Below are 19,776 nucleotides of genomic sequence, written 5' to 3'. Positions count from 1 at the left end.
CTCATGGCGCCAGGAACACCGTGAAGTCGAGGCTGTGCGGTGCCGGCAAGGGTTCGCCGGCCACGCTCAGGGTGCCGCGACGCAACTGCTTGACCGGCGTGCTCACGACCTCCAGGCGCCAATGGCAGTCGTGCCCGCTCGACTGGCGTTGCCCCTCGTGGCGACCGACGCTCGGCCAGTAACCGGCGAGACTGAACTCGTTGTTCAGGGCGCGGGCGCACATCACCAGCGGTAGCCGCTCGCGTTCCAACTGGGCCGTGCGGCTCCGCTGATGCACGGCCTGGCTGACCATGGCGGCGATCACCGCCAAGATGAACAACGCCACCATGACCTCGAGCAGCGTGAATCCGTCGGCCTTGCGGGGCTCAGGCATCGTCTCGCTCCCTTGCTTCCCGTACCCCCAGGGCGTCGATGAGCAGGTGGCGTTGGCGGTTGCCGGTCGTCAGGCTCAGGCGCCCGCCCAGCACCTCGCCATCGGGCCACCAGACCAGCCAGGGCGTCGCCTGGTCCTCGGGGGCGGCCGGGGCGCGTTGCAGGTGGATATCGAGTGGCCAGCGGCGGGCGGGCAGGTCGCTCGTTTCGAGCGTCCGCCATTCGGCGCTGCCGGTGTCGCGGGTCACGAACTCGTATCCCGTCTCGTTGGGTCGCATCCCGATGACCTGCTGTTGTTCCATGGCCTGGATGGCGGCCCGTTCGAGGTCGGTGCGCAGCCGCTCCCGGGCGCTGTCCAGGCTCGGTGCGCTGCCGCCTTCCAGCCAGGCCACGCTGAGTCCGGTCAGCGCGGCGACGATCGTCAGCACGATCAACAGCTCCAGCAGGCTGAAGCCCGACTGGGCTCCGGCTCGGCCGGACTGCTCGGGGCTCTCGAGGATGGCGAGCGAACGCAGGAATGACTCCATCTGTGGGGCTTACAGCATCCAGTTGCCGATGTCGGCATCGTTGCCCTCGCCGCCGGCCTGGCGGTCGGCGCCCAGGCTGAAGACATCGATGCGGCCATGCTCGCCGGGATTGCGATAGTCGTAGGGGTTGCCCCAGGGATCATCCGGCAGGCGACGCACATAGCCTTCCTGGCGGTAATTGGTGGCCAGTGGTTCCTGGCGCGGCGCCTCGACCAGCGCCTGGAGCCCTTGCTCGCTGGTGGGATAGCGATGGTTGTCGAGCCGATACATGTCGAGGGCCTGCTCCAGGGTGGCGATGTCGGCCCTGGCCTTCTGTTGCATGGCCTTGTCCTGGTTGCTGAGCACGTTGGGCGCGACGATGGCGACCAGCAGCCCGAGGATGAAGATCACGACCATGACCTCGAGCAGGGTGAAGCCGGCCTGGGTCTTGGGTGAGCGGTGCGGAGCTGTCATGGAATTCCTCCTGGTGGATGATGAAACGGTGGCTAGAGCGCCATGGCGCTGTTGAGGCTCATGATCGGCAGCAGGATGGCCAGGACGATGGTCAGTACCACGCCGCCCATGGCCAGGATGATCAGCGGTTCGAAGAGCGCCAGCGCCATGTCGACGCGTCGCGAGAAGGCGCTTTCCTGGGTGGCGGCGACGCGTTCGAGCATTTCGCCGAGGCGGCCGCTGGATTCGCCGCTGGCCACCATGTGCAGCAGGGTCGGAGAAAAACGCCCGGTATCGGCCAGGGCGCGGTGCAGGCTGACGCCGCTGGTGACGGCTTCTTCGACCTCGCCGAGATGATGGCGCAGGCAGGCGTTGGCCAGGGTGTCGCGGCTGACTCGCAGGGCATCGACCAGCGGAATGCCGCTCAGGGTGAGAATCGCCAGGGTGCGCGTCAGGCGGGCGCTGTCGAGCAGCAGCAGGAGCTCGCCCAGGCGCGGCAGCGTCAGCAGGCGGCGGTCGACCTTCAGCCGGATGGCGGGCCGACGCAGTGAGCGGGCGGCGGCCAGCCCCAGCAGCAGAAGCGTGGCGAGCAGCCAGGGCCCCAGGCTCTGCATGGCGTCGGCCAGGGCGATCAGGCCGCGCGTCAGCCAGGGCAGGGTCATGTCGGAACGCTCGAACTGGGCGGCGAGGCGCGGCACGACATAGGTCATCAGGCCGCTGACCACGCCGACCGAGACCAGCACCAGCACCAGCGGGTAGACCAGCGCGCCCTTGGCCTTCTGGCGCTGCCGCTGGCTGCGTTCGAGATGGTCGGCCAGGCGTTCGAGCACCTGGGGTAGTTGACCGGCGCGCTCGCCGGCGGCGACCAGGGCCACGTAGAGACGGTCGAAGCTGGCGGGGTGGGCCTTGAGGCTATCGGCCAGGCTGTAACCCTCGCGGACCCGATTGACCAGCGACAGCAACAGGGCGCGGGCGGCTTCCCGGTCGGCCTGGCTGGCCAGCGCCTCCAGGGCCTGGCCGATGGGGATGCCGGCATCGATCAAGGTCGCCAGTTGACGGGTCAGCAGCGTCAGGCGTTCGGCATCGAGACGCTGGCCGCGGCGGCGTTGCCGGGCGCCTCGTATCTCCTCCAGGCGGCGCGCGAACAGGCCCCGGTCGCTGAGCAGTTCTCGGGCATGGCGCTCGTTCTCGGCCTGGATGACGTCGCGACGGCGACGGCCTTCGAGATCCAGCGCCAGATAGCGATAGGTCGGCATCAGCGGGTGGCTCCCGGGTCACGGACGAGTGGATCACTGGTGAATGGCACGCAGCACCTCCTCGAGGCTGGTTTCACCATCGGCGAGCCGTTCCAGGGCCGCATCGCTCAGCGAGCCGGTCTGCTGGAAGGCATGGGCGGCGAGTGCCGCTTCGCTGGCGCCGTCGTGGATCATGGCCGCCAGGGTGTCGTCGATGGCGATGAACTCGTAGAGCCCCAGGCGCCCTCGGTAGCCGGTGTGGTCGCAGGCGTCGCAGCCGAGCGGCTCGGCGATGCGCGAGAGGGACTCGAGCCCCTGGAACTGTCGGCACTCGGCGTCGCTGGGGGCGCGCCAGCGGTGGCAGTCGGGACACAGGCGGCGCACCAGGCGCTGGGCCATGACGCCCTTGAGGCTGGTGGCCAGCAGGAAGGGTTCGATGCCCATGTCGCGCAGCCGGGCGATGGCGCCCAGGGCGCTGTTGGTGTGCAGCGTCGAGAGCACGAGGTGGCCCGTCAGGCTCGACTGCACGGCGGTCGCGGCGGTTTCCAGGTCGCGGATCTCGCCGATCATGATGACGTCGGGATCCTGGCGCAGGATGGCGCGCAGACCGCGGGCGAAGGTGACGCCGGCATGCGGGTTGACCGGCGTCTGCCCGATGCCGGGCAGGGCATATTCGACCGGGTCCTCGACGGTGAGGATGTTGCGCCGGCGATCGTTGAGCGCGGTCAGGCTGGCGTAGAGGGTGGTGGTCTTGCCTGAGCCGGTGGGGCCGGTATTGAGCAGGATGCCATTGGGGCGGGCCAGGGCGCGGCGGTAGGCCGCCAGGGTGTCGGGCGGCATGCCGATGGCGTCGAGCGTCAATTGCGCGGCCTGCTTGTCGAGCAGGCGCATCACGACCCGCTCGCCGTGGATGCCGGGCAGGGTCGAGACGCGAATGTCCACCGGGCGCCCGGCGGCGCGAACGGTGATGCGGCCATCCTGGGGCTGGCGTTTCTCGGCGATGTCCAGCCCGGCCATGACCTTGATGCGCGAGATCAGCATCGGCGCCAGCACGCGTGGCGGGTCGAGGATCTCGCGCATGGCGCCGTCGACCCTCAGGCGCACGATCAGCTCGCGTTCGAAGGGTTCGATGTGAATGTCCGAGGCGCTCAGGCGCAGCGCCTCGGAAAAGATGCCGTTGATCAGCCGGATCACCGGCGCCTCGTTCTCGGCGTCCATCAAGTCTTCGGTGCGCGGCAGCTCCTGCATCAGGCCGTCGAGGTCGACGTGTTCGGCGAGCCCCTCGATCAAGCGGTTGTTGGTCTCGCGCTGGGCGTCATAGAGACGCCCCAGACGGCTGGTGTAGGCCTCGCTGTCGAGCCATTCGATCTCTGCCGGGGGGCCATGGCTGCGCCTCAGCTCCTGGAGAATCAAGGGATCGGCATCGCGGCGGGCCAGCAGGTGATAGCCCTCGGCCTGCCAGTCGATGGCCACGCCGCTGCGCTGGGCCAGTCGATACGGCATGAGACTGGCGGTGGTCGCGGGCTGCGGGGCGTTCATTGCGCCAGGCTCCCCAGGCGGCTGCGTGCCGATGGATAAAGCGCCTGCAGGCTGTTGCCGGACGCCGAGGCTCCCGATACCGACGTACCCGACATGCCACTCGCCGAGGTGGCAGATGCCGAAGGCAATTCCGGCAGGGTCTGATCGCCCGGCAGGTCGGCCTTGAGCATGTGCTGGCGCATGCGGGTGTATTGCTGGTGGGCCATCTGCTGGGTCTGCGGCGCATCGCGCAGTACCCGGGCGCGGATGAAGACCATCAGGTTGCGCTTGTCCTGGGTATCGCGGTCGTAACGGAAGAGGCGACCGACGCCGGGGATGTCGCCCAGCAGCGGCACCTTCTGTTCGGCATTGGCATTCTCGTCGCTGATCAATCCACCCAGCACGATGATGCCGCCATCCTGGGTCAGGACCGTGGTTTCGATCTCGCGCTTGTTGGTGACCACATCGCTGGCCTTGACGCCTTCATCGATGGAGGAGACTTCCTGGACGATTTCCAGGCGGATGCTGTTGTCGGCGCCGATGGTGGGGCGGATGTTCAGCTTGACGCCGACATCCTCGCGCTGAATGGTCTGGAAGGGGTTGGTGTTGTCGACGGTGGTGGAGCCGGTGACGAAGGGCACTTCCTGGCCGACCAGGATCGAGGCCTCGGCGTTGTCCAGGGTCGTCAGCGAGGGTGTCGACAGCAGGTTGGTCTGGGTATCGCTGCGCAGCGCATTGAGCAGCATGGCGAAGCTCACGCCCCCCGAGGAAAGCCGGCCCACGCCGGCGGTGACGCCGTTGAGGTTGCCGAGCAGGGAGCCCAGGGCGGAAGCGTCCTGACTGGCCGCGGCGGCGGCGATCTGGTTGATGCCTGGCGTCGAGGCGGAGGGGAAGTTGACGCCGCCCGCCGGGACCGTGCCCTCGCCGCTGATGTCGCCGAACAGCCACTGCACGCCGAGTTCCTTGGCGCGGCTTTCGGTGATTTCGGCGATGATCGCTTCGACCGCCACCTGGGCGCGGCGCATGTCGAGGCGGGAAACGAGTTCGCGATAGCCCTCCAGGGCGCTGGGCGGGCCGCTCAGGACCAGGGCGTTGGTCGAGGGATGCACGGCGAAGGCGACGCCATCGAGCCCGCTGCCCGATGACGTCGCCGCCAGCGACTGGCTCCCGGCCTGGCTTTCGGTAGCGTCGGCGCCGTCGCTGCCGCTCCGGGTCGGGACCGCCCGGGCGCCGGAGACGCTATTGGCCAGGTCGCCCAGAACCTTGGCCACATCGGCGGCATCGGCATGGCTGAGGGGAATGACCGCCGTGGTGGTGTCGTGGTCCTGGGGAGCATCCAGGCGCGCGATCAGGGTCGATACCTGGCGCCGTTGGCTCGGGGTGCCGAAAGCCACCACCGCATTGGCGCGGGCATCAGCGACCACGGTGGCCGTGCTGCCGTCGTCGCTCAACACGTCCTTGAGTGTCTGGACCAGGCGCTTGGCATTGGCATGGGTGACCGGAAAGACCTCGGTGTCGGCCTGGCGGTAACCGTCGAGTCGTTCGGTGAGCCGCTTCAGGCGCCCGAGATTGGCCTTCCAATCGGTCACGACCACGGAGTTGCTGCCGGGGTTGGGCGTCAGGGTACCGACATTGGCATCGATGAGCGGCTCGAGGATGCCGGCGAGCTCTGCCGCGGCGAGGTTCTCGGTGTGCAGGACTTCGGTGGCGATCTCGTTGCCCTGGGCGTCATCCAGGCCGACCGGCAAGGGCTGGGTGCGTGCCACCTGCTCCGGCACGATGCGCACGCGATTGTCGGGCAGCCGCACGGTGGCGTAGCCGTGGTTCTGCAGGGTGTCCTGGAAGAGCCCGTAGAGCTCATCGGCGGTGACCGGCTTGGGACTTTCCACCGAAAGGGTGCCGCGCACCCGGGGATCGATGACGAAATCGGTGCCCGTAATGTCGCTGACGCCGGCCGCGAACTCGGCGACGCTGACCTCCTTGAAGCTGACGCCATAGACCGGAGCCGGGTCGCTCTGGGCCAGCAGGGAAGCCGAGGGCAACGCCGTGCACAGCAGCAGGGCCAGGCGTATGGCCGGGGCGGACAACGAACTGTGCCGGGAGGGCGTCGTGGCGGTCATGAAAAAGCTCCGGATGGGGCATCAAGGCGCATTCAGGCGCCGGATGCCGATGATCGTGGCGTCGTCGTCGCCTGATGCACGCAGGCGTTCGCGACGACCTTCGTTGTCGAGGATCAGCCCTTGCTCGTCGATTCCGGCCAGCCTCACTCCGTTCATGATGACGTCGCCGGGGCGGACGGCGACCTGCCCGTGCGGCGTGGCCATCACCACCAGGCTGCGGCTGAGCGGGTCGGCGCGGAAGCTGCCGACGAGGCTCAGGGGCAGTTGGGTATCGTTCAGCCCGCTGGTGGGCTGGCGCTCGGCCTGCCAGAGCCGCGAGGCGACGATCGGCAGAGGTGCCGACGAGGCGAGCGGCGTGTCCTGACCTCGCACGCCTGGCGCTGGCTGGTTCAGTGCGACCAGATCGGCGATGACCAGCGCGGCGAGCCAGGCCAGCAGCATGTTGCCGAGCACGCCGGCCCACCGGCGGAAGCGCTCTTGAGCGGTGACGGCGCTCATCGGCTCGGCCGGTCCTCGGGATGCCAGCCGGGATGGCCCTCGACGAAACTGAGCTCGGCCTCGGGCCGTGGCGGCAGGCTGGCAAGGCCCATGCTCGACAGGTAATCCTCCAGTAACTGCCAGAGTGGCGGCCCGGCCTGAGACGCAATATCGGGATTCCAGGTCACCACCGTGCCCGGGACACTGCCTTGCAGATCGACGCGCTGTCCGGTCTCGCGGCTGTAGCGGCAGCGCCAGCCGATGCCGGCCAGGCGTGGCAGGTCCTGGCTGGTGTCGAGCAGCATGGGCGTGCCGAAACAGGCGTCGGCCGCCCGCTCGAGCAGGCCGCGCAGGGCGGTGCTGTCGGCGTCGCGGCGCGTGACGGCGCCCGGATGCCCGCCACTCAGGGTCAGCAGGTGATCGCGGGTGATGGTTTCGCCCGGCGCCACTCGGCGGTCATGGCGCAGGCCCGGCGCCAGGGCGATGGCCTGGTCGCCGGCGCTCTCGCGCAGCGCCGCGACGATCAGGGCGTCCCAGCTACCGCCGGTGGTGTCGCGTCGCCATAACCAGTCGGGGGCCACGGCCAGGGGCCGATCCAGCCAGTCGCTGTAAGGCGCGCGCAGGGCATCCAACTGGCGCTGGTGTTCGGCGAGTCGGTCGGCCATGCCGGCGTCGCGTGGTGCCGGGTCGGCGAGCACGAATCGGGACTCGAAACGCCATCGGCCGTGTCGGGCGCGACAGGCGATCTGGAAGACGCCGGTCGCCCGGCTGCCGGGAAAACAGAGCGGCACAGTGTCGCCGCGACGTCGCTCCACCTCGACCAGGGTCGGCCAGAAATCCTGGCCGCGGGCGGCGACGATCAGGTCGGCGGCATCGAGCCGTTCGGCAAGCCAGCGGGCCGGGCCACTGCCGGTGTCGGCCAGGATGATCACCAGGTCGGCCTGGTCACGGGCCGACTGGCTGGCGGCCTGGATGGCATGGAACCAGTCGTCGAGCTGGCGGGGCTCATCCGTGGCATGCGGGTCGGTGGCGCCGACCACGGCCAGCCGTGCGCCGCCGCGCTCGAAAAGTTCGAAGTCGGCAACCAGGCTTTCGGGGTTGCGGCGTTCATCCAGGCAGCCGACGACCGGTCGCGCGAAGCGGCGATACAGGCTGGCGGTGCGCTCCGGCCAGAGGTGGCGCTCGTCGCTGCTGACCCGCACGTCGGCGTTCAGCCATTGGCTCAGGGTGACGCCCGAGTCGCCCTGGGTCAGATAACCCAGGCCGCCGCCGTTCCAGCATTGCCCGTTTTCCAGTGTCAGGGTGGCGTCCGCCGGGAGGCGGCGACGCAAGTCCCAGAGCGTGGTGGCCAGGGCGCTGCTGCCGCCGATAGGTCGCTGACCGAGTGGCGAGCCGATCAACGCGCGCGTGGCCTCGGTGGTGACGCCCGACAGAGTCTCCAGGCTGCGGCCCGTGGCCCAGGGTGCCCGGCCCAGGGCGGCGGCCGGGCCGAGGCGGGTCGCGGGCGTGGCCGGATATTCCGGCTGATGGGCATCGAGCACATCGGCATAGAGCAGCAGGGTTGGGCCGCTCTGGTCCGGCAGTCCGTGGCGGGGCGCCTCGGCTGTGGAGCGGGAGAACCCCGTGGCGCAACCGCTCAATCCGGTGGCGGCAAGTACCCCGCCGAATCCCAGGAAACGCCGTCGGTATCGGCCGTGGTCACTCAGTGTCGTGGAGTCGATATCTGCCGGGGCCGGTCGATGGAGGGACGTGCGATGTTCCGGAGAAGAGTCGGTCATAGTGGTGATCAATCGAAGCCTCGCCGCTGTAGCGGTCTGGCGTGCCTGTCCGTTGCCAGCTTTGGGGTCTGCACGAAATGCACCTTCGTTCGGCAGCTTTTCGTATGAGATCCATGGGGAAACACCGCCTGGATGCCTGCATTTTCTTGGTCGGCGTATATTGCGGCACTGTTATTTCAGAATTATTAAATCAAGCTGCCAGAGGGGAGTCGTGATCGGGTATCCATTTTTTCGTCATTCTCCTGTCATTTATAACCAGCAGCCTACTGTGGCCGAAACAAATGAGTCGCTGCTGAAAGTTTGTAATCGCACCTAGATCTATCGAAAAAAATGACGATGAGGAGACCGGAATGAGCAAGGAAATCGAGGACCATCGCCTGTTGAATCCGAGCGATAACGAGCCATTCTCCTCGGTACTGGAGAAGCATGTATCGCGGCGCCGTGTCATGCAGGGGGGGCTTGGCATGGCAGCCATGACGGTGCTGGGCGGATTCGGCCTGGCCGGCTGTGATTCCAGCGACGGCGATACCTCCACCCCGGGTTCCGAGAAGACACCGCTGTCGCTGGCCTTCGATGCCATTCGCGGTTCATTGACGGATGCCGTGGCCGTGCCGGCCGGCTATACCGCTCAGGTACTGATTCCCTGGGGGACTCCGCTGAACAGCCAGGCTCCGTCATGGAGTGAAGACCTGGGCTTCACCCCGGAGATCCAGGCCAACAGTGTCGGCATGCATCACGACGGCATGCACAATTTCGCCCTCGACGAGAAAAATGCTTCCAGAAACTTCCTGCTGGCGCTGAACAACGAATACATCGACCAGGGAGCGCTCTGGGCACCGCAGGGGGGGGCGACCAATGCCTCCGACGGGGCTCGCCCGGCCGATGAAGTGCGCACCGAGATCAATGCGCACGGTGTCACCATCGTCGAGATGAAGAAGGCTGGAAATGGCCGCTGGCGTCACATGCCCAACTCGTCCTACAACCGCCGCTATACCAGTGCCACCGAGATGGAGCTGGGCGGTCCGGTGGCCGGCAGCGACTATGTCAAGACCAAGTACTCGCCGGATGGCACCAGGACCCGTGGCACCAACAACAACTGTGCCAATGGCTATACGCCCTGGGGCACTTACCTGACCTGTGAGGAAAACTGGCCGGGCTATTTCATCAAGGATGCCGGTCGCGAAATGGATGACAATCGCATCGGCATTTCCGAGGGACGCGGTCGTTACGGCTGGGAAACCGCCGCCGGCGATGCCAGTGAAGTGGACGATGAATTCACTCGCTTCAACGCCACACCGACGGGCAACTCGGCCACCGACGACTACCGCAATGAGCCGCGCACCTTTGGTTACATCGTCGAGATCGATCCCTATACCGGGGCGCGTGCCGTCAAGCGTACGGCGCTGGGACGCTTCCGCCACGAAGGCTGCTGGCCGGGCAAGCTGGTCGAGGGCGAGCCGGTGGTGTTCTATTCCGGGCACGACTCGCGCAACGAGTACATCTACAAGTTCGTTTCGGATGCCGTCTGGGATCCGGCGGATGCCAATCGTCCGGGTGCCAACTATGATCGCCTGGCGATCGGCGCCAAGTACATGGACAAGGGCACGCTCTACGTGGCCCGCTTCAATGCCGATGGCTCTGGCGAGTGGCTGCCGCTGACCCCGGATGCGCAGACACAGGACGGCCGTACCCTGGCTCAGGCGCTGAATCTGTCCGCCAACGATCTGGCCGGCGTCATCATCAATACCTGCGATGCCGCCGACCTGATGGGCGCCACGCCCATGGACCGCCCGGAGTGGGGCGCCGTTGACCCGGCCTCCGGCGATGTCTACATGACCCTGACCAACAATTCCGACCGGACCGCCGAGGACACGGCCGCGACCTACACCAATGGCGGCAGCGATATCGACGAATTGGGTGTGGGATATGGCACGGCGCCGACCAATGCGCCCAACCCGCGTGCCGATAACAGCGCCGGGCAGGTGATTCGCTGGCGTGAAGGCGGCGATGCGACACGTTTCGACTGGGAAGTGTTCGTGTTCGGTGCCGCCGTCAACGATGCCGATAATTACTCCGGCCTGACCGAGCTCAACCAGTTCGCCAGCCCCGATGGCCTGCACTACGATGATCGCGGTGATGAGCAGGGCATCCTGTGGATCCAGACCGACAATGGCTATGACAACGTGACGGACTACACCAACGACCAGGTGCTGGCGGTGGTGCCCCAGAACGTCAGCCAGGCCCAGGGCGACGCCGCCGTGATCGGCGGTGGCGATCAGGCGCAGCTCAAGCGTTTCGCCGTCGGCCCCAACGGTTGCGAGGTGACCGGTATCTTCTTCACGCCGGACAGGACCGCGATGTTCATCAACATCCAGCACCCGAGCAATTGGCCTTCCGCGGAAGATGCCACTGCCGAGACGCAGGGGACCGTTCGTCCGCGGGCCTCGACGGTGGTGATTCAGAGGGAGGATGGTGGCGAGATCGCAGTCTAAGGTCCGTATGAAAAGTGCCTGCAAGACTTTTCGTACAAGACCTAGGTCCTGCGTCGTACCTGCCTGAAAAGCGCTGAAAGTAAGCCCCCGGTGATGCGTCACCGGGGGCTTCTTGCGTCAGGGGTCGAGGATCAGCCCCATGCTGATCCGGTCCTCGGTGTTGAAGCCGAGGCGGCGGTAGAAGTCCGCCACCTCCTCATTGCCACCTCGTATCTGCAGGTTGACCTTGACGCAGCCGAGTTCGCGCAGTCGCTCGATGGCGAACTCGACCATGCGCCTGCCGAGGCCTTCTCCTTGTCGTGAAGCCGCTACTGCAACCGAATACAGCCAGCCGCGATGACCGTCGTAACCGGCCATGCAGGTGGCAATGATCTCGCCGTCGTCCTCGAGCACATAGATGTGGTCGTCCACCAGGCGCTTGGCGCGGAGCACTGCTTCGGGGGTGTTGTAGCCCGTGTAGTCGGGAAAGTTGGCCCGCCAGAGGGCCGCGACTCTGGGTTCATCGTCTTCGGTGTATTTTCTCGGTGTCATGATCGTCGGCTGTCGAGTGTGTCCGGTGCTACAGTCTCGCATGCATTGGCGCGTCGATCATGAGGGGAGGAAGTTTCGCCTCAGGCATAGGTATCATTTGTAAACTCGATCAGGCAGAAGCCATGCCCGAAAGGGTCGGAAAAGGTCATGCAACGTGACCCGAGCCATTCCCGGCATTCGCCCTCACGGAGAGCACCGGCGTGTTCCGCACGCCGCGCAGCCGCTTCCAGGTCATCGACCACAACGTCGAAGTGTATCGGCGTCCAGTGTCGTGTGTAGTGACGAGGCGCCGATCCTGGCGTCGAGGAGGACGTGCCGGCCTCATTTTTCAGCAGATAGAGGCGCGACGAGGCCCCGGTAAGTTCGGCGACATCGTCATCGAGAAAGCGGTTGAGCGTAAACCCCAGGGCATCACGATAGAAATCGACGGCCGGGCCGAGTTCCGGAACATCGATATTGATAAGAAGGTTCATGGGATCCCCGTGATATGGCAGCGGTGATGTGATCCTGCATGTCGTTCGGAGAGGGAAAGGGCTCAATGGTTCAGGCATGACTGGCGGGAGCGAGCGGGGAGGGGCTCCCCGCTCGAATGGCCGGGGCTACTCCTCGCCGGCCTGAAAGGCCTCGAAGACCTGCTGGCCGGTGAGATCCTTGGTGGCGTTGCCGAAGTGATACCAGCCGGGCTTCTCGTCGATGAAGATCTGCGAGTCGAAGGTCCAGGCCTCTCCACTGTCGACCAGGCCCACCGGGACGGCGTAGTGTTCGCCGGTCCTGAGCCGGTAGAAGAGGTGGGTGCCGCAGTGTCGGCAGAAACCGCGTTCCGCCCAGTCGGATGAGGCGTAGATACTGACTTGATCCTCGCCCTCGAGGGTGACGCGGCCCACCGACTCCATGGCCAGCAGGGGGCCGCCGCCCCAGGTGCGGCACATCTGGCAATGGCAGGCGGCGACATTCTGGCGCTCGGCCTCGACGGAGAGCGTCACGGCGCCGCACAGACAACTGCCGCGCAGGGTCATGGCATCGTTCATGGTCATCTCCTTGGTGGCCGAGTGTCGGCCATTATGATGTTGCTACGTTCTCTCAGAGCTGTGCCAGGACCGTTTCGGCACTGCTCTGCTCCACGCCCTTGGCGTCGACGCCGAGATATTCCACCACGCCGTCATTGGCGATCAGGGCAAAGCGCTTGCTGCGCGTGCCCATGCCGCCTGCGCTGACATCCATTTCCAGGCCCAGGGCGCGGGCGAACTCGGCGTTGCCGTCGGCCAGCATGGTGATGCGTTCGGCATTCTGGTCCTTCTGCCAGGCATCCATCACGAAGGCGTCGTTGACGGCCATGCAGGCCACGACATCCACCTTGTCGAGCAGCTTGTCGGCGTTGACCACGAAACCCGGCATGTGCGTGTTGGAGCAGCCGGGGGTGAAGGCGCCCGGCACCGCGAACAGCACCACGCGCTTGCCGGCGAACAGCTCGCCGGTGGAGATGTCCTCCGGCCCTTGCTCGCCGTTGGTCTTGAGTGTGATGTCGGGGATGCGGTCACCGATGGCGATCGTCATTTCAGGCTCCTTTCGGATTGGATGGAGACGGCGATAAGCCGCCGTATTGCAGGTTCCAGCATGGGCGTATATGAGTGGCTCTGCAACGTGAGGGGAAACACTGCATAAATGACTGCGCGGGCAAATCACTATGTTGCGTGGTGCTCGGAATCCTCACCTATACCCTATAGGCTCCGGTTCCTGCGCTCCATGCGCCTTGTGCTTTGCCCCGCTCGCCGATTTGTGTAGCGCTTCCCAGATAGTTAGTGGTGACGTCGCATGGGGTTAGAAAGCATAAAACGCCCCCGATGCGTTGCCGCAGCGAGGGCGTTTCCGGGAAGGGCGCTATCAGCGCAGCGAGAGGGCGCCGGAGCCGCTGTCGCCGGCGGCGTCGCGATAGGCGGCGGTTTCCTCGGCTTCGACTTCGGGAGAGAAGCGCACCACCAGGGTACAGAGGGCGGCGATCACCACGGCGATGCCGAGGTAGAAGAGCCCCTGCTGGTAGCTGAGCGATTCGGAGCGGAACAGGAAACCGGCCGCCACGGCACCGGCGTTGCCACCCGCGCCGACGATGCCGGCCACGGCGCCGAGCGCCTTCTTGTTGACGAAGGGCACGATGCCGAAGGTGGCGCCCTCGGCCATCTGCACGAAGAGGCTGAACACCAGCATGATGGCGATGGCCAGCGCCAGGATCTGCATCTGCGAGAAGAACATCAGGGCCACGCCCTCGCAGAGCATGGCGATGAACAACCAGCGAACCCGACCCTTGAGGCCGCCGTTGCGGGCGAACAGATCGGAGAAGATGCCACCCAGGGTGCGGGCGAAGATATTCATCAGGCCGAACAGACCGGCGATCAAGCCGGCGGTGGCCAGTGTCAGGTCGAAGTTGTCGAAGTAATAGATGGCGGCGATGTTGTTGATGGTCAGCTCGACCCCGAAGCAGGCGGCATAGACCACGAACAGTGCCCAGACGCGGACGTCCTTGGCGGCAGCGGCGAAGCTGCGGCCCATGCCGTTCTCGCCGCTGACCGGCGGCAGTTCGCCGCGTGCGCGAAGCTCGTCGAAATTGCCGTCGGGAGCGTCCTGGGTAAAAAAGTAATAGGCGATACCGCAGAGGAACAGCACCACGCCGGGCACCACCATGGCCAGGCGCCAGCCCAGGGCCTCGTTGACGCCTAGCATCAGCATGCCGGAGAAGATCAACGGCATCAGGATCTGGGTGGTACCGCCGCCCAGATTACCCCAGCCCGCCGATGTGGCGTTGGCGGTACCGACCACATTGGGGGCGAACATGATCGAGGTGTGATACTGGGTGATCACGAAGGAAGCGCCGATGGCGCCGATGGCCAGCCTGGCGAGGAAGAAGGCCTCGAAGCTGTCGGCCAGGGCGATGCTCATCACCGGCAGCGAGCCCAGACACAGTAGCCAGGTGTAGGCGCGACGCGGGCCGATGCGGTCGCAGAGCACGCCAATGGCCAGCCGCACGATCACGGTGATGGCCACCGAAGCGATGATGGTGTTGCCGATCTGGGTCTTGGTCAGGCCGAGGTCGTCGCGGACCACTGCCATCAGCGGTGCGATGCCGAACCAGCCGAAGAAGCAGATGTGGAAGGCGAACCACGAAAAGTGGAAGGCGCGCATCTGCGGTGTCTTGAGGGTGAACAGGCGAATTCTGTTGGCCTTGTTGCGGATTTCCATGGAGTGCCTCGTCGAGTGATGGTCGAACAACACGAGCCGGGCCTTCATCGTTGAAGGTCGGGTTCGACGCACTCGTACCGCGAGGGGCCTGGTCCACGTCCACCGCTTCTGTGGTGTGAACCAAGCACATGGCCTGCCATGATTTTATATGGCGTTTATATTCAGGTAGTTATGAAGGTTCTGTGGTGAGGTGGTTCGGCTTGGGGCGGGGGTTCATGGTGCAAGAGAGTGCGCAGGGGCGTGACAGCGCCCCGCCCTGGTGCCGTTGGGCGGGGCGTTCGACTCATTGCATGGCGAGCCGTGAATCGCTGCCGGGGCAGCGCAGGTAGGTGGACTGGCTGAGCCATTCCTGGTCGGGGTAGTAGGTGAAGAGGTATTGATGGTCCTTGAGGCTGTTGATCAACGGGACGGCGACCTCCTCGCGTACGGCCGGGCAGCCGTGGCTGCGGCCCAGGCGGCCGACCTTTTCGATGAAGTCTTCACTGACGTAGTCGGCGCCGTGCATCACGATGGCGCGCTTGTAGGCCTGGTCGTTGACGCCCGGCTCCAGCCCCTTGAGACGCAGGGAATAGCCGTTGCTGCCTTCATAGCTGTTGAGAGTACGGAACAGCCCGATGCTGGATTGGTGACTCTCGGGAATGTTGGAGAAGGCCGTGGCCATGTTGTCGCCGGATCCCTGGCCATGCGAGACAAGTTCGCGGAACAGCAGGCGGTCGTGGCGCAGGTCGAAAACCCACAGCCTGGGCTCGGTGGAGGGCAGCGAGAAGTCGATCACGGCCAGGCGGTCGGCGCCCGGGTCGGCGCAGTTGAGCGCTCGAGCAGCCAGATGGAGAACGCCAGGGTTGGCGCGGGGCGCCATGCGGGTCAGCTGCTGTGCCAGGGGAGGCTGGTTGAGTTGCTGGGGCGTGAAGGCCCGGACCATGAAGTCCCCCGCCTGCAGCGGGGAAGCGAGTAACATCAAGGCGCCGGTCAGTAAGAAGCCGATCGATCGGCGGAGCTTGCAATTTGGCATCCCGCGAGTTCCCGTCGATGATATTCAGGACCGGTATCGATCGGTAGAAGATCGTCCAGGGCCCCGTTTGTATTTCCTGCGACGCTTTCCCATCGTGCGCCGTCTGGCATTATTATGACGATACTGGCCTGGATGGCCAATTTTGTCGACGATTCGCAGGGAGGTCACGTCATGTTCGCCACCGAGGTTCGGTATACACGTTTTCATCGAGGCGCCTGGATCCTCGGAGCCTGGCTGGCACTGAGCGGCCCTGCCATGGCTCAGTCGGAGGCCACCGAGCCCTCGGGCATTGGCCCGGAAGTGAGTGAACTCCTGAGCGAGTCCTCCTCCCGGTTGCGCAACCTCTATGCGGTGCGGGGCGATCGTCCGATCTGGCAGGATGCCGATAGCGTGGATGCCCTGGTCGAGGCGCTGAAAGGATTGGACGCCGACGGCCTCGTACCGAGCGACTATCGGCCCGACGATCTCCAGGCGGCGTCCCGGGCGGCCCTCATGGAGGGGGCCGACGCCGGGACACGGGCCCGCTTCGAGCTGCGGGCCAGCCGTACCCTGCTGACGGCCCTGACGCACCTGCAGCGCGGCAAGGTCGACCCGCAGCGCATCAATGACGAATGGGATCTATCCATCGAGCCGCCCTCGCTCGATCTGGCCGCTATCTCGCGGGCACTGGACGACGGTGACGTGTCCGCGGCGATCGACCTGGCGCGACCTCCCTATGAACCCTATGAGCAATTGCGCGAGGGCCTGGCCCATTACCGGGAGATCAAACGTCAGGGCGGCTGGCCGGCACTGATGAACGTCGAGGACCCGCTGCGCCCCGGTGACACGGGCACGGAGGTGACAGCATTGCGCGAGCGTCTGGCGGCGATCGGCAATGATCAGTTGGTGGCTGCCGACGAGGGCTATTATCCGACCATCGAGTTGCAGGCTCCCGAACCGAGGGTCTATGACGAGGCCCTGGTCGAGGCCGTGCGACGTTTTCAGCGTCACCACCTGCTGGCCGATGACGGGGTGGTGGGACCGCGCACGCTCAAGGCCTTGAACATGAGCGTCGAGCGTCGCATCGACCAGATTCGCGCCAACATGGAGCGTGCCCGATGGTTGCTGCACGGGCTGCCGGAATCCTTCGTGCTGGTCGACATCGCGGGCTATGACCTGCGCTATTTTCGCCCCAACGGTGACACCTGGCGGGCCAGAATCGTGGTGGGGCAACCCTATCGGCGAACGCCGTCGCTGCGCTCCGAGATCACCCACCTGACCATCAATCCGACCTGGACGGTGCCGCCGACCATCATGCGCGAGGACGTGCTGCCCAAGGTGCGGCGCGATCCCGGGTATCTGGCGACCAAGAACCTCTCGGTACTCAGCCCCTCGGGCAAACAACTGGACCCGGCCAGCGTCGACTGGTCGAATCCCGGCGGAGTGATGCTGCGCCAGCAGGCCGGGCCGAACAATCCGCTCGGGCAACTGGTGGTGCGTTTCCCCAACGACCACCTGGTCTATCTGCACGATACGCCATCGCGGGGGTTGTTCAGTCGCTCACAGCGGGCGCTCAGTTCCGGCTGCATTCGCGTGGAGGGGGTGCTGGAGCTGGCTCAGCTGCTGTTCGACGATACCGGCACCCAGGCCAATGTCCGTCGCTTGATCGCCGATGGCAAGACCCGCAACGTGCTGCTGGCGCGTCACGTGCCGGTCGTGCTGCATTACTGGACCGTGCAGCCCGAGCCCGATGGAGAGCTTGCCTTCCGGCCGGATATCTATGATCGCGACGATGCCTTGATCGAGGCACTGGATCGGTCAGTGACGCTTTGAAGTATCTAGCGGTGCGCTGTTGCCACCCTGCATCAAGGCTGTCACGAGCCAGTCTTTGACCTGACTGGCAGCGGGACTGATCGGTGGATGGCGGCGATGTACCAGGAACAAGTGGCGCCGGGCTTCCAACCTGGCCTCGAAGGGGATAACGAGTCGTTGTTCCTGTAGCGCCTCGCGGGCCAGTAATGGATCGCAGAGGGCGATGCCCAGGCCACTCTCCGCCGCCTGTAGGGCCAGCATCGCCTGGTCGCAATGCAGGCTATCGGTCCCTGTGTCGGAGAGGCCCTGGGCTTGAATCAGGCGATGCCAGTCCTGGTGCAGGATGTCGTGGATCAGCGTGATACCGTCCAGCCTTCCCGAGGCGAGTGACGGGTGTGCGTCCAGATAAGCCGGGCTGCATACGGGAAAGACCTCGAAGTGGAAAAGACGTGTGCAGTCCAGTGCCGGATCAGCGCAGGCCAGGTAGCGCAGTGCAATATCCTCCCCGGATTCCTGTACTGCCTGTGGTATCGCTGAGGCGTGCAAGCGCAGATCGATATCGGGATGGTCGCGGCGCAGCGCAGGCAGGTACCGGCGCATGCACTGCATGGCGAAGCTCGGCGGCAGGCTCAGGCGCACGACCTGGATGCGGTCGACCTGTTTCACCGAATGACTGATGTTGACCAACTCGTCCATCTGGGGCGCGATGCGTCGAAAGTAAGAATTGCCGGCCTCGGTCAGAGTGATGGAACGAGCCCGCCGATGGAATAGTGCGAAGCCCAGCCAGTGTTCCAACAGTTTGACCTGCTGGCTGACCGCACCAGGCGTCACCGACAGCTCATGGGCGGCCCGCTTGAGGCTGAGATGGTGGGCGGAGAGGCAGAAACACTGCATGGCCTTGAGAGGGGGCTGGTTCATGAAAGAGAAATTCTCATTCAAGTGGGTGGAATAACAGGTTTGTCGATAGCATTCCTGATTCACGATGATGGCGACATTCATAGCGTTTCAACAGAGGAGTTTCCAGATGTCGTCATCACTTTTCGCACATCGTCCACCTGCTGCCAGTCTCTTTTTGATCGCCAGTGGCTGCGTCTTACTGATGTTCTCCTTTGGATTGCGTTCGAGTTTTGGGTTATTCGTCGAGCCTCTCGATGAGCTCAATGGTTGGGGGCGTGATGTCATCGGTCTGGCGTTGGCCATCCAGAATCTGGTCTGGGGCCTGGTCGCCGTGTTGGCGGGTGGGCTTGCCGATCGTTTCGGCACCGTCAAAGTCATCGTCGCCGGTGCCTTGTTCTATGCACTAGGTATCTGGCTTGTCGGCGGTGTCGAGCAGGTTTGGGTGCTGCACACCGGCGTCGGATTCCTGGTGGGAGCGGGGATAGCGGGCACCGCTTTTGGTCTGGTATTGCCGGCCATGGCGCGAGCGGTTTCGCCGTCACAGCGGCAGGCGGTGCTGGGAATTGGTACAGCGGCAGGCTCGATGGGCCAGTTCGTCCTCGTGCCGGTAATCCAACAATTGGTCGAGGCCTTCGGTTGGATCGGTGCCTTGAACGCGATGGCGGTGATGGCGCTGTTCATGGCGCTATTGGCCATGCCATTGGCGCGAACCAGCGCCCCTACCGAGAGTGTCGACTACGGGCTCAGAATGAGCGAGGTCTTGAGAATGGCTCGCGGCCATGGCTCCTACTGGCTACTGACCCTGGGGTTTTTCGTCTGCGGCTTTCACGTTGCGTTCATTACGGTGCACATGCCGGCGTTCTTGACGGATGCGGGGTTCTCCTCCGAGGTTGCTGCTTGGTCGATCAGCTTGATTGGGCTGTGCAACGTGATAGGCGCCTTCCTGGCCGGCGTACTGTCAGGTCGAATGGCCATGCGCAGTGTACTGATCGGCATTTATGCCACGAGAGTTATCGCTATTACCCTATTCATGCTGGTGCCGCTCAGTCTGCCGTCGGTGTTGATCTTCAGCTGTGTGATGGGATTCCTCTGGTTGGCTACCGTGCCTCCGACCACGGGATTGGTTGTGGCGATGTTCGGCACGCGCTATATGGCCACCCTGTATGGAGTGGTATTTCTCGGTCACCAGTTGGGCAGCTTCTGGGGAGTATGGCTAGGGGGCTGGCTGTTCGAGGCTACTGGGAGCTACGCCGGTCTTTGGTGGACCGGCGTAGCACTCGGTGTGGTGGCAGTTGTGTTGCACTGGCCGATTCGTGAAACCCCGGTCGAGTCTTCCGTCATGGCACCGGCGAACTGACCGGGC

18 protein-coding genes are annotated in these 19,776 nt (G+C 65.1%); 3 read left to right on the top strand and 15 right to left on the bottom strand.

Annotation, left to right across the window (positions count from 1 at the left end; translation table 11 throughout):
* Nucleotide 1: 1 nt before the first annotated feature.
* The 8 genes from gspI to HELO_RS12195 are packed head-to-tail and all read right to left on the bottom strand — an operon-like array spanning nucleotide 2 to nucleotide 8,459.
* Entirely contained in the window at nucleotides 2–373 is a 372-nt protein-coding gene (gspI, locus tag HELO_RS12230) for a type II secretion system minor pseudopilin GspI (protein WP_013332980.1), read from the bottom strand.
* The gene (locus tag HELO_RS12225; protein WP_013332979.1) at nucleotides 366–899 is read right to left on the bottom strand and encodes a prepilin-type N-terminal cleavage/methylation domain-containing protein; all 534 of its coding nucleotides are present in this window, start codon (nucleotides 897–899) and stop codon (nucleotides 366–368) included. The genes gspI and HELO_RS12225 overlap by 8 nt, the downstream gene beginning before the upstream one ends.
* A gap of 9 nt (nucleotides 900–908) precedes the next feature.
* Complete coding sequence (gene gspG / locus HELO_RS12220) at nucleotides 909–1,352, bottom strand: type II secretion system major pseudopilin GspG (RefSeq protein ID WP_013332978.1); 444 nt, start codon at nucleotides 1,350–1,352, stop codon at nucleotides 909–911.
* A gap of 32 nt (nucleotides 1,353–1,384) precedes the next feature.
* The gene (gspF, locus tag HELO_RS12215) at nucleotides 1,385–2,587 is read right to left on the bottom strand and encodes a type II secretion system inner membrane protein GspF (protein WP_013332977.1); all 1,203 of its coding nucleotides are present in this window, start codon (nucleotides 2,585–2,587) and stop codon (nucleotides 1,385–1,387) included.
* A gap of 33 nt (nucleotides 2,588–2,620) precedes the next feature.
* Complete coding sequence (locus tag HELO_RS12210; protein WP_013332976.1) at nucleotides 2,621–4,105, bottom strand: GspE/PulE family protein; 1,485 nt, start codon at nucleotides 4,103–4,105, stop codon at nucleotides 2,621–2,623.
* Complete coding sequence (gene gspD, locus HELO_RS12205; RefSeq protein WP_013332975.1) at nucleotides 4,102–6,204, bottom strand: type II secretion system secretin GspD; 2,103 nt, start codon at nucleotides 6,202–6,204, stop codon at nucleotides 4,102–4,104. Before gspD ends, HELO_RS12210 begins: the two co-directional genes overlap by 4 nt.
* Before the next feature lie 21 nt (nucleotides 6,205–6,225).
* Entirely contained in the window at nucleotides 6,226–6,702 is a 477-nt protein-coding gene (locus tag HELO_RS12200) for a hypothetical protein (protein ID WP_013332974.1), read from the bottom strand.
* Complete coding sequence (locus tag HELO_RS12195) at nucleotides 6,699–8,459, bottom strand: bifunctional UDP-sugar hydrolase/5'-nucleotidase (protein WP_013332973.1); 1,761 nt, start codon at nucleotides 8,457–8,459, stop codon at nucleotides 6,699–6,701. The genes HELO_RS12200 and HELO_RS12195 overlap by 4 nt, the downstream gene beginning before the upstream one ends.
* A gap of 350 nt (nucleotides 8,460–8,809) precedes the next feature.
* Between HELO_RS12195 and HELO_RS12190 the strand changes: the two genes are divergently transcribed.
* The gene (locus tag HELO_RS12190) at nucleotides 8,810–10,951 is read left to right on the top strand and encodes a PhoX family protein (RefSeq protein WP_013332972.1); all 2,142 of its coding nucleotides are present in this window, start codon (nucleotides 8,810–8,812) and stop codon (nucleotides 10,949–10,951) included.
* 117 nt (nucleotides 10,952–11,068) lie between these two features.
* Here the strand turns inward: HELO_RS12190 and HELO_RS12185 are convergent, their stop codons facing one another.
* From HELO_RS12185 to HELO_RS12160, 6 genes are all read right to left on the bottom strand, one after another.
* Complete coding sequence (locus tag HELO_RS12185) at nucleotides 11,069–11,482, bottom strand: GNAT family N-acetyltransferase (RefSeq protein ID WP_041602116.1); 414 nt, start codon at nucleotides 11,480–11,482, stop codon at nucleotides 11,069–11,071.
* An 80-nt stretch (nucleotides 11,483–11,562) separates the two neighbouring features.
* Nucleotides 11,563–11,955, bottom strand: coding sequence for a VOC family protein (locus HELO_RS12180; protein ID WP_013332970.1), 393 nt, complete (start codon nucleotides 11,953–11,955; stop codon nucleotides 11,563–11,565).
* A 126-nt stretch (nucleotides 11,956–12,081) separates the two neighbouring features.
* Entirely contained in the window at nucleotides 12,082–12,510 is a 429-nt protein-coding gene (locus HELO_RS12175; RefSeq protein ID WP_013332969.1) for a GFA family protein, read from the bottom strand.
* Nucleotides 12,511–12,562: 52 nt separating this feature from the next.
* Complete coding sequence (locus HELO_RS12170) at nucleotides 12,563–13,036, bottom strand: peroxiredoxin (protein ID WP_013332968.1); 474 nt, start codon at nucleotides 13,034–13,036, stop codon at nucleotides 12,563–12,565.
* Between the two features lie 327 nt (nucleotides 13,037–13,363).
* The gene (locus tag HELO_RS12165; protein WP_013332967.1) at nucleotides 13,364–14,713 is read right to left on the bottom strand and encodes an MFS transporter; all 1,350 of its coding nucleotides are present in this window, start codon (nucleotides 14,711–14,713) and stop codon (nucleotides 13,364–13,366) included.
* A gap of 283 nt (nucleotides 14,714–14,996) precedes the next feature.
* Nucleotides 14,997–15,671, bottom strand: a complete 675-nt coding sequence (locus tag HELO_RS12160; protein ID WP_396250978.1) for a murein L,D-transpeptidase catalytic domain family protein — start codon at nucleotides 15,669–15,671, stop codon at nucleotides 14,997–14,999.
* A gap of 225 nt (nucleotides 15,672–15,896) precedes the next feature.
* Between HELO_RS12160 and HELO_RS12155 the strand changes: the two genes are divergently transcribed.
* Nucleotides 15,897–17,537: a L,D-transpeptidase family protein gene (locus HELO_RS12155; protein WP_013332965.1), complete on the top strand. Its 1,641-nt coding sequence runs from the start codon at nucleotides 15,897–15,899 to the stop codon at nucleotides 17,535–17,537.
* Here the strand turns inward: HELO_RS12155 and HELO_RS12150 are convergent.
* A complete protein-coding gene (locus HELO_RS12150; protein WP_109637676.1) occupies nucleotides 17,523–18,434 on the bottom strand; it encodes a LysR substrate-binding domain-containing protein in 912 nt (303 codons plus the stop codon). The genes HELO_RS12155 and HELO_RS12150 overlap by 15 nt on opposite strands.
* A 106-nt stretch (nucleotides 18,435–18,540) precedes the next feature.
* Between HELO_RS12150 and HELO_RS12145 the strand changes: the two genes are divergently transcribed.
* A complete protein-coding gene (locus tag HELO_RS12145) occupies nucleotides 18,541–19,770 on the top strand; it encodes an MFS transporter (protein WP_013332963.1) in 1,230 nt (409 codons plus the stop codon).
* Nucleotides 19,771–19,776 lie beyond the last annotated feature (6 nt).

The sequence above is a fragment of the Halomonas elongata DSM 2581 genome, assembly GCF_000196875.2.
Lineage (GTDB): Bacteria > Pseudomonadota > Gammaproteobacteria > Pseudomonadales > Halomonadaceae > Halomonas > Halomonas elongata.
Note: the sequence above shows the minus strand (reverse complement) of the source record. Positions and strands in the feature narration are given on the sequence as shown.

Excerpts from the sequence above, each read along its gene's own strand:
- gspI (WP_013332980.1), bottom strand. The coding sequence starts at position 373 with ATGCCTGAGCCCCGCAAGGCCGACGGATTCACGCTGCTCGAGGTCATG.
- HELO_RS12225 (WP_013332979.1), bottom strand. The coding sequence starts at position 899 with ATGGAGTCATTCCTGCGTTCGCTCGCCATCCTCGAGAGCCCCGAGCAG.
- gspG (WP_013332978.1), bottom strand. The coding sequence starts at position 1,352 with ATGACAGCTCCGCACCGCTCACCCAAGACCCAGGCCGGCTTCACCCTG.
- gspF (WP_013332977.1), bottom strand. The coding sequence starts at position 2,587 with ATGCCGACCTATCGCTATCTGGCGCTGGATCTCGAAGGCCGTCGCCGT.
- HELO_RS12210 (WP_013332976.1), bottom strand. The coding sequence starts at position 4,105 with ATGAACGCCCCGCAGCCCGCGACCACCGCCAGTCTCATGCCGTATCGA.
- gspD (WP_013332975.1), bottom strand. The coding sequence starts at position 6,204 with ATGACCGCCACGACGCCCTCCCGGCACAGTTCGTTGTCCGCCCCGGCC.
- HELO_RS12200 (WP_013332974.1), bottom strand. The coding sequence starts at position 6,702 with ATGAGCGCCGTCACCGCTCAAGAGCGCTTCCGCCGGTGGGCCGGCGTG.
- HELO_RS12195 (WP_013332973.1), bottom strand. The coding sequence starts at position 8,459 with ATGACCGACTCTTCTCCGGAACATCGCACGTCCCTCCATCGACCGGCC.
- HELO_RS12190 (WP_013332972.1), top strand. The coding sequence starts at position 8,810 with ATGAGCAAGGAAATCGAGGACCATCGCCTGTTGAATCCGAGCGATAAC.
- HELO_RS12185 (WP_041602116.1), bottom strand. The coding sequence starts at position 11,482 with ATGACACCGAGAAAATACACCGAAGACGATGAACCCAGAGTCGCGGCC.
- HELO_RS12180 (WP_013332970.1), bottom strand. The coding sequence starts at position 11,955 with ATGAACCTTCTTATCAATATCGATGTTCCGGAACTCGGCCCGGCCGTC.
- HELO_RS12175 (WP_013332969.1), bottom strand. The coding sequence starts at position 12,510 with ATGAACGATGCCATGACCCTGCGCGGCAGTTGTCTGTGCGGCGCCGTG.
- HELO_RS12170 (WP_013332968.1), bottom strand. The coding sequence starts at position 13,036 with ATGACGATCGCCATCGGTGACCGCATCCCCGACATCACACTCAAGACC.
- HELO_RS12165 (WP_013332967.1), bottom strand. The coding sequence starts at position 14,713 with ATGGAAATCCGCAACAAGGCCAACAGAATTCGCCTGTTCACCCTCAAG.
- HELO_RS12160 (WP_396250978.1), bottom strand. The coding sequence starts at position 15,671 with ATGTTACTCGCTTCCCCGCTGCAGGCGGGGGACTTCATGGTCCGGGCC.
- HELO_RS12155 (WP_013332965.1), top strand. The coding sequence starts at position 15,897 with ATGTTCGCCACCGAGGTTCGGTATACACGTTTTCATCGAGGCGCCTGG.
- HELO_RS12150 (WP_109637676.1), bottom strand. The coding sequence starts at position 18,434 with ATGAACCAGCCCCCTCTCAAGGCCATGCAGTGTTTCTGCCTCTCCGCC.
- HELO_RS12145 (WP_013332963.1), top strand. The coding sequence starts at position 18,541 with ATGTCGTCATCACTTTTCGCACATCGTCCACCTGCTGCCAGTCTCTTT.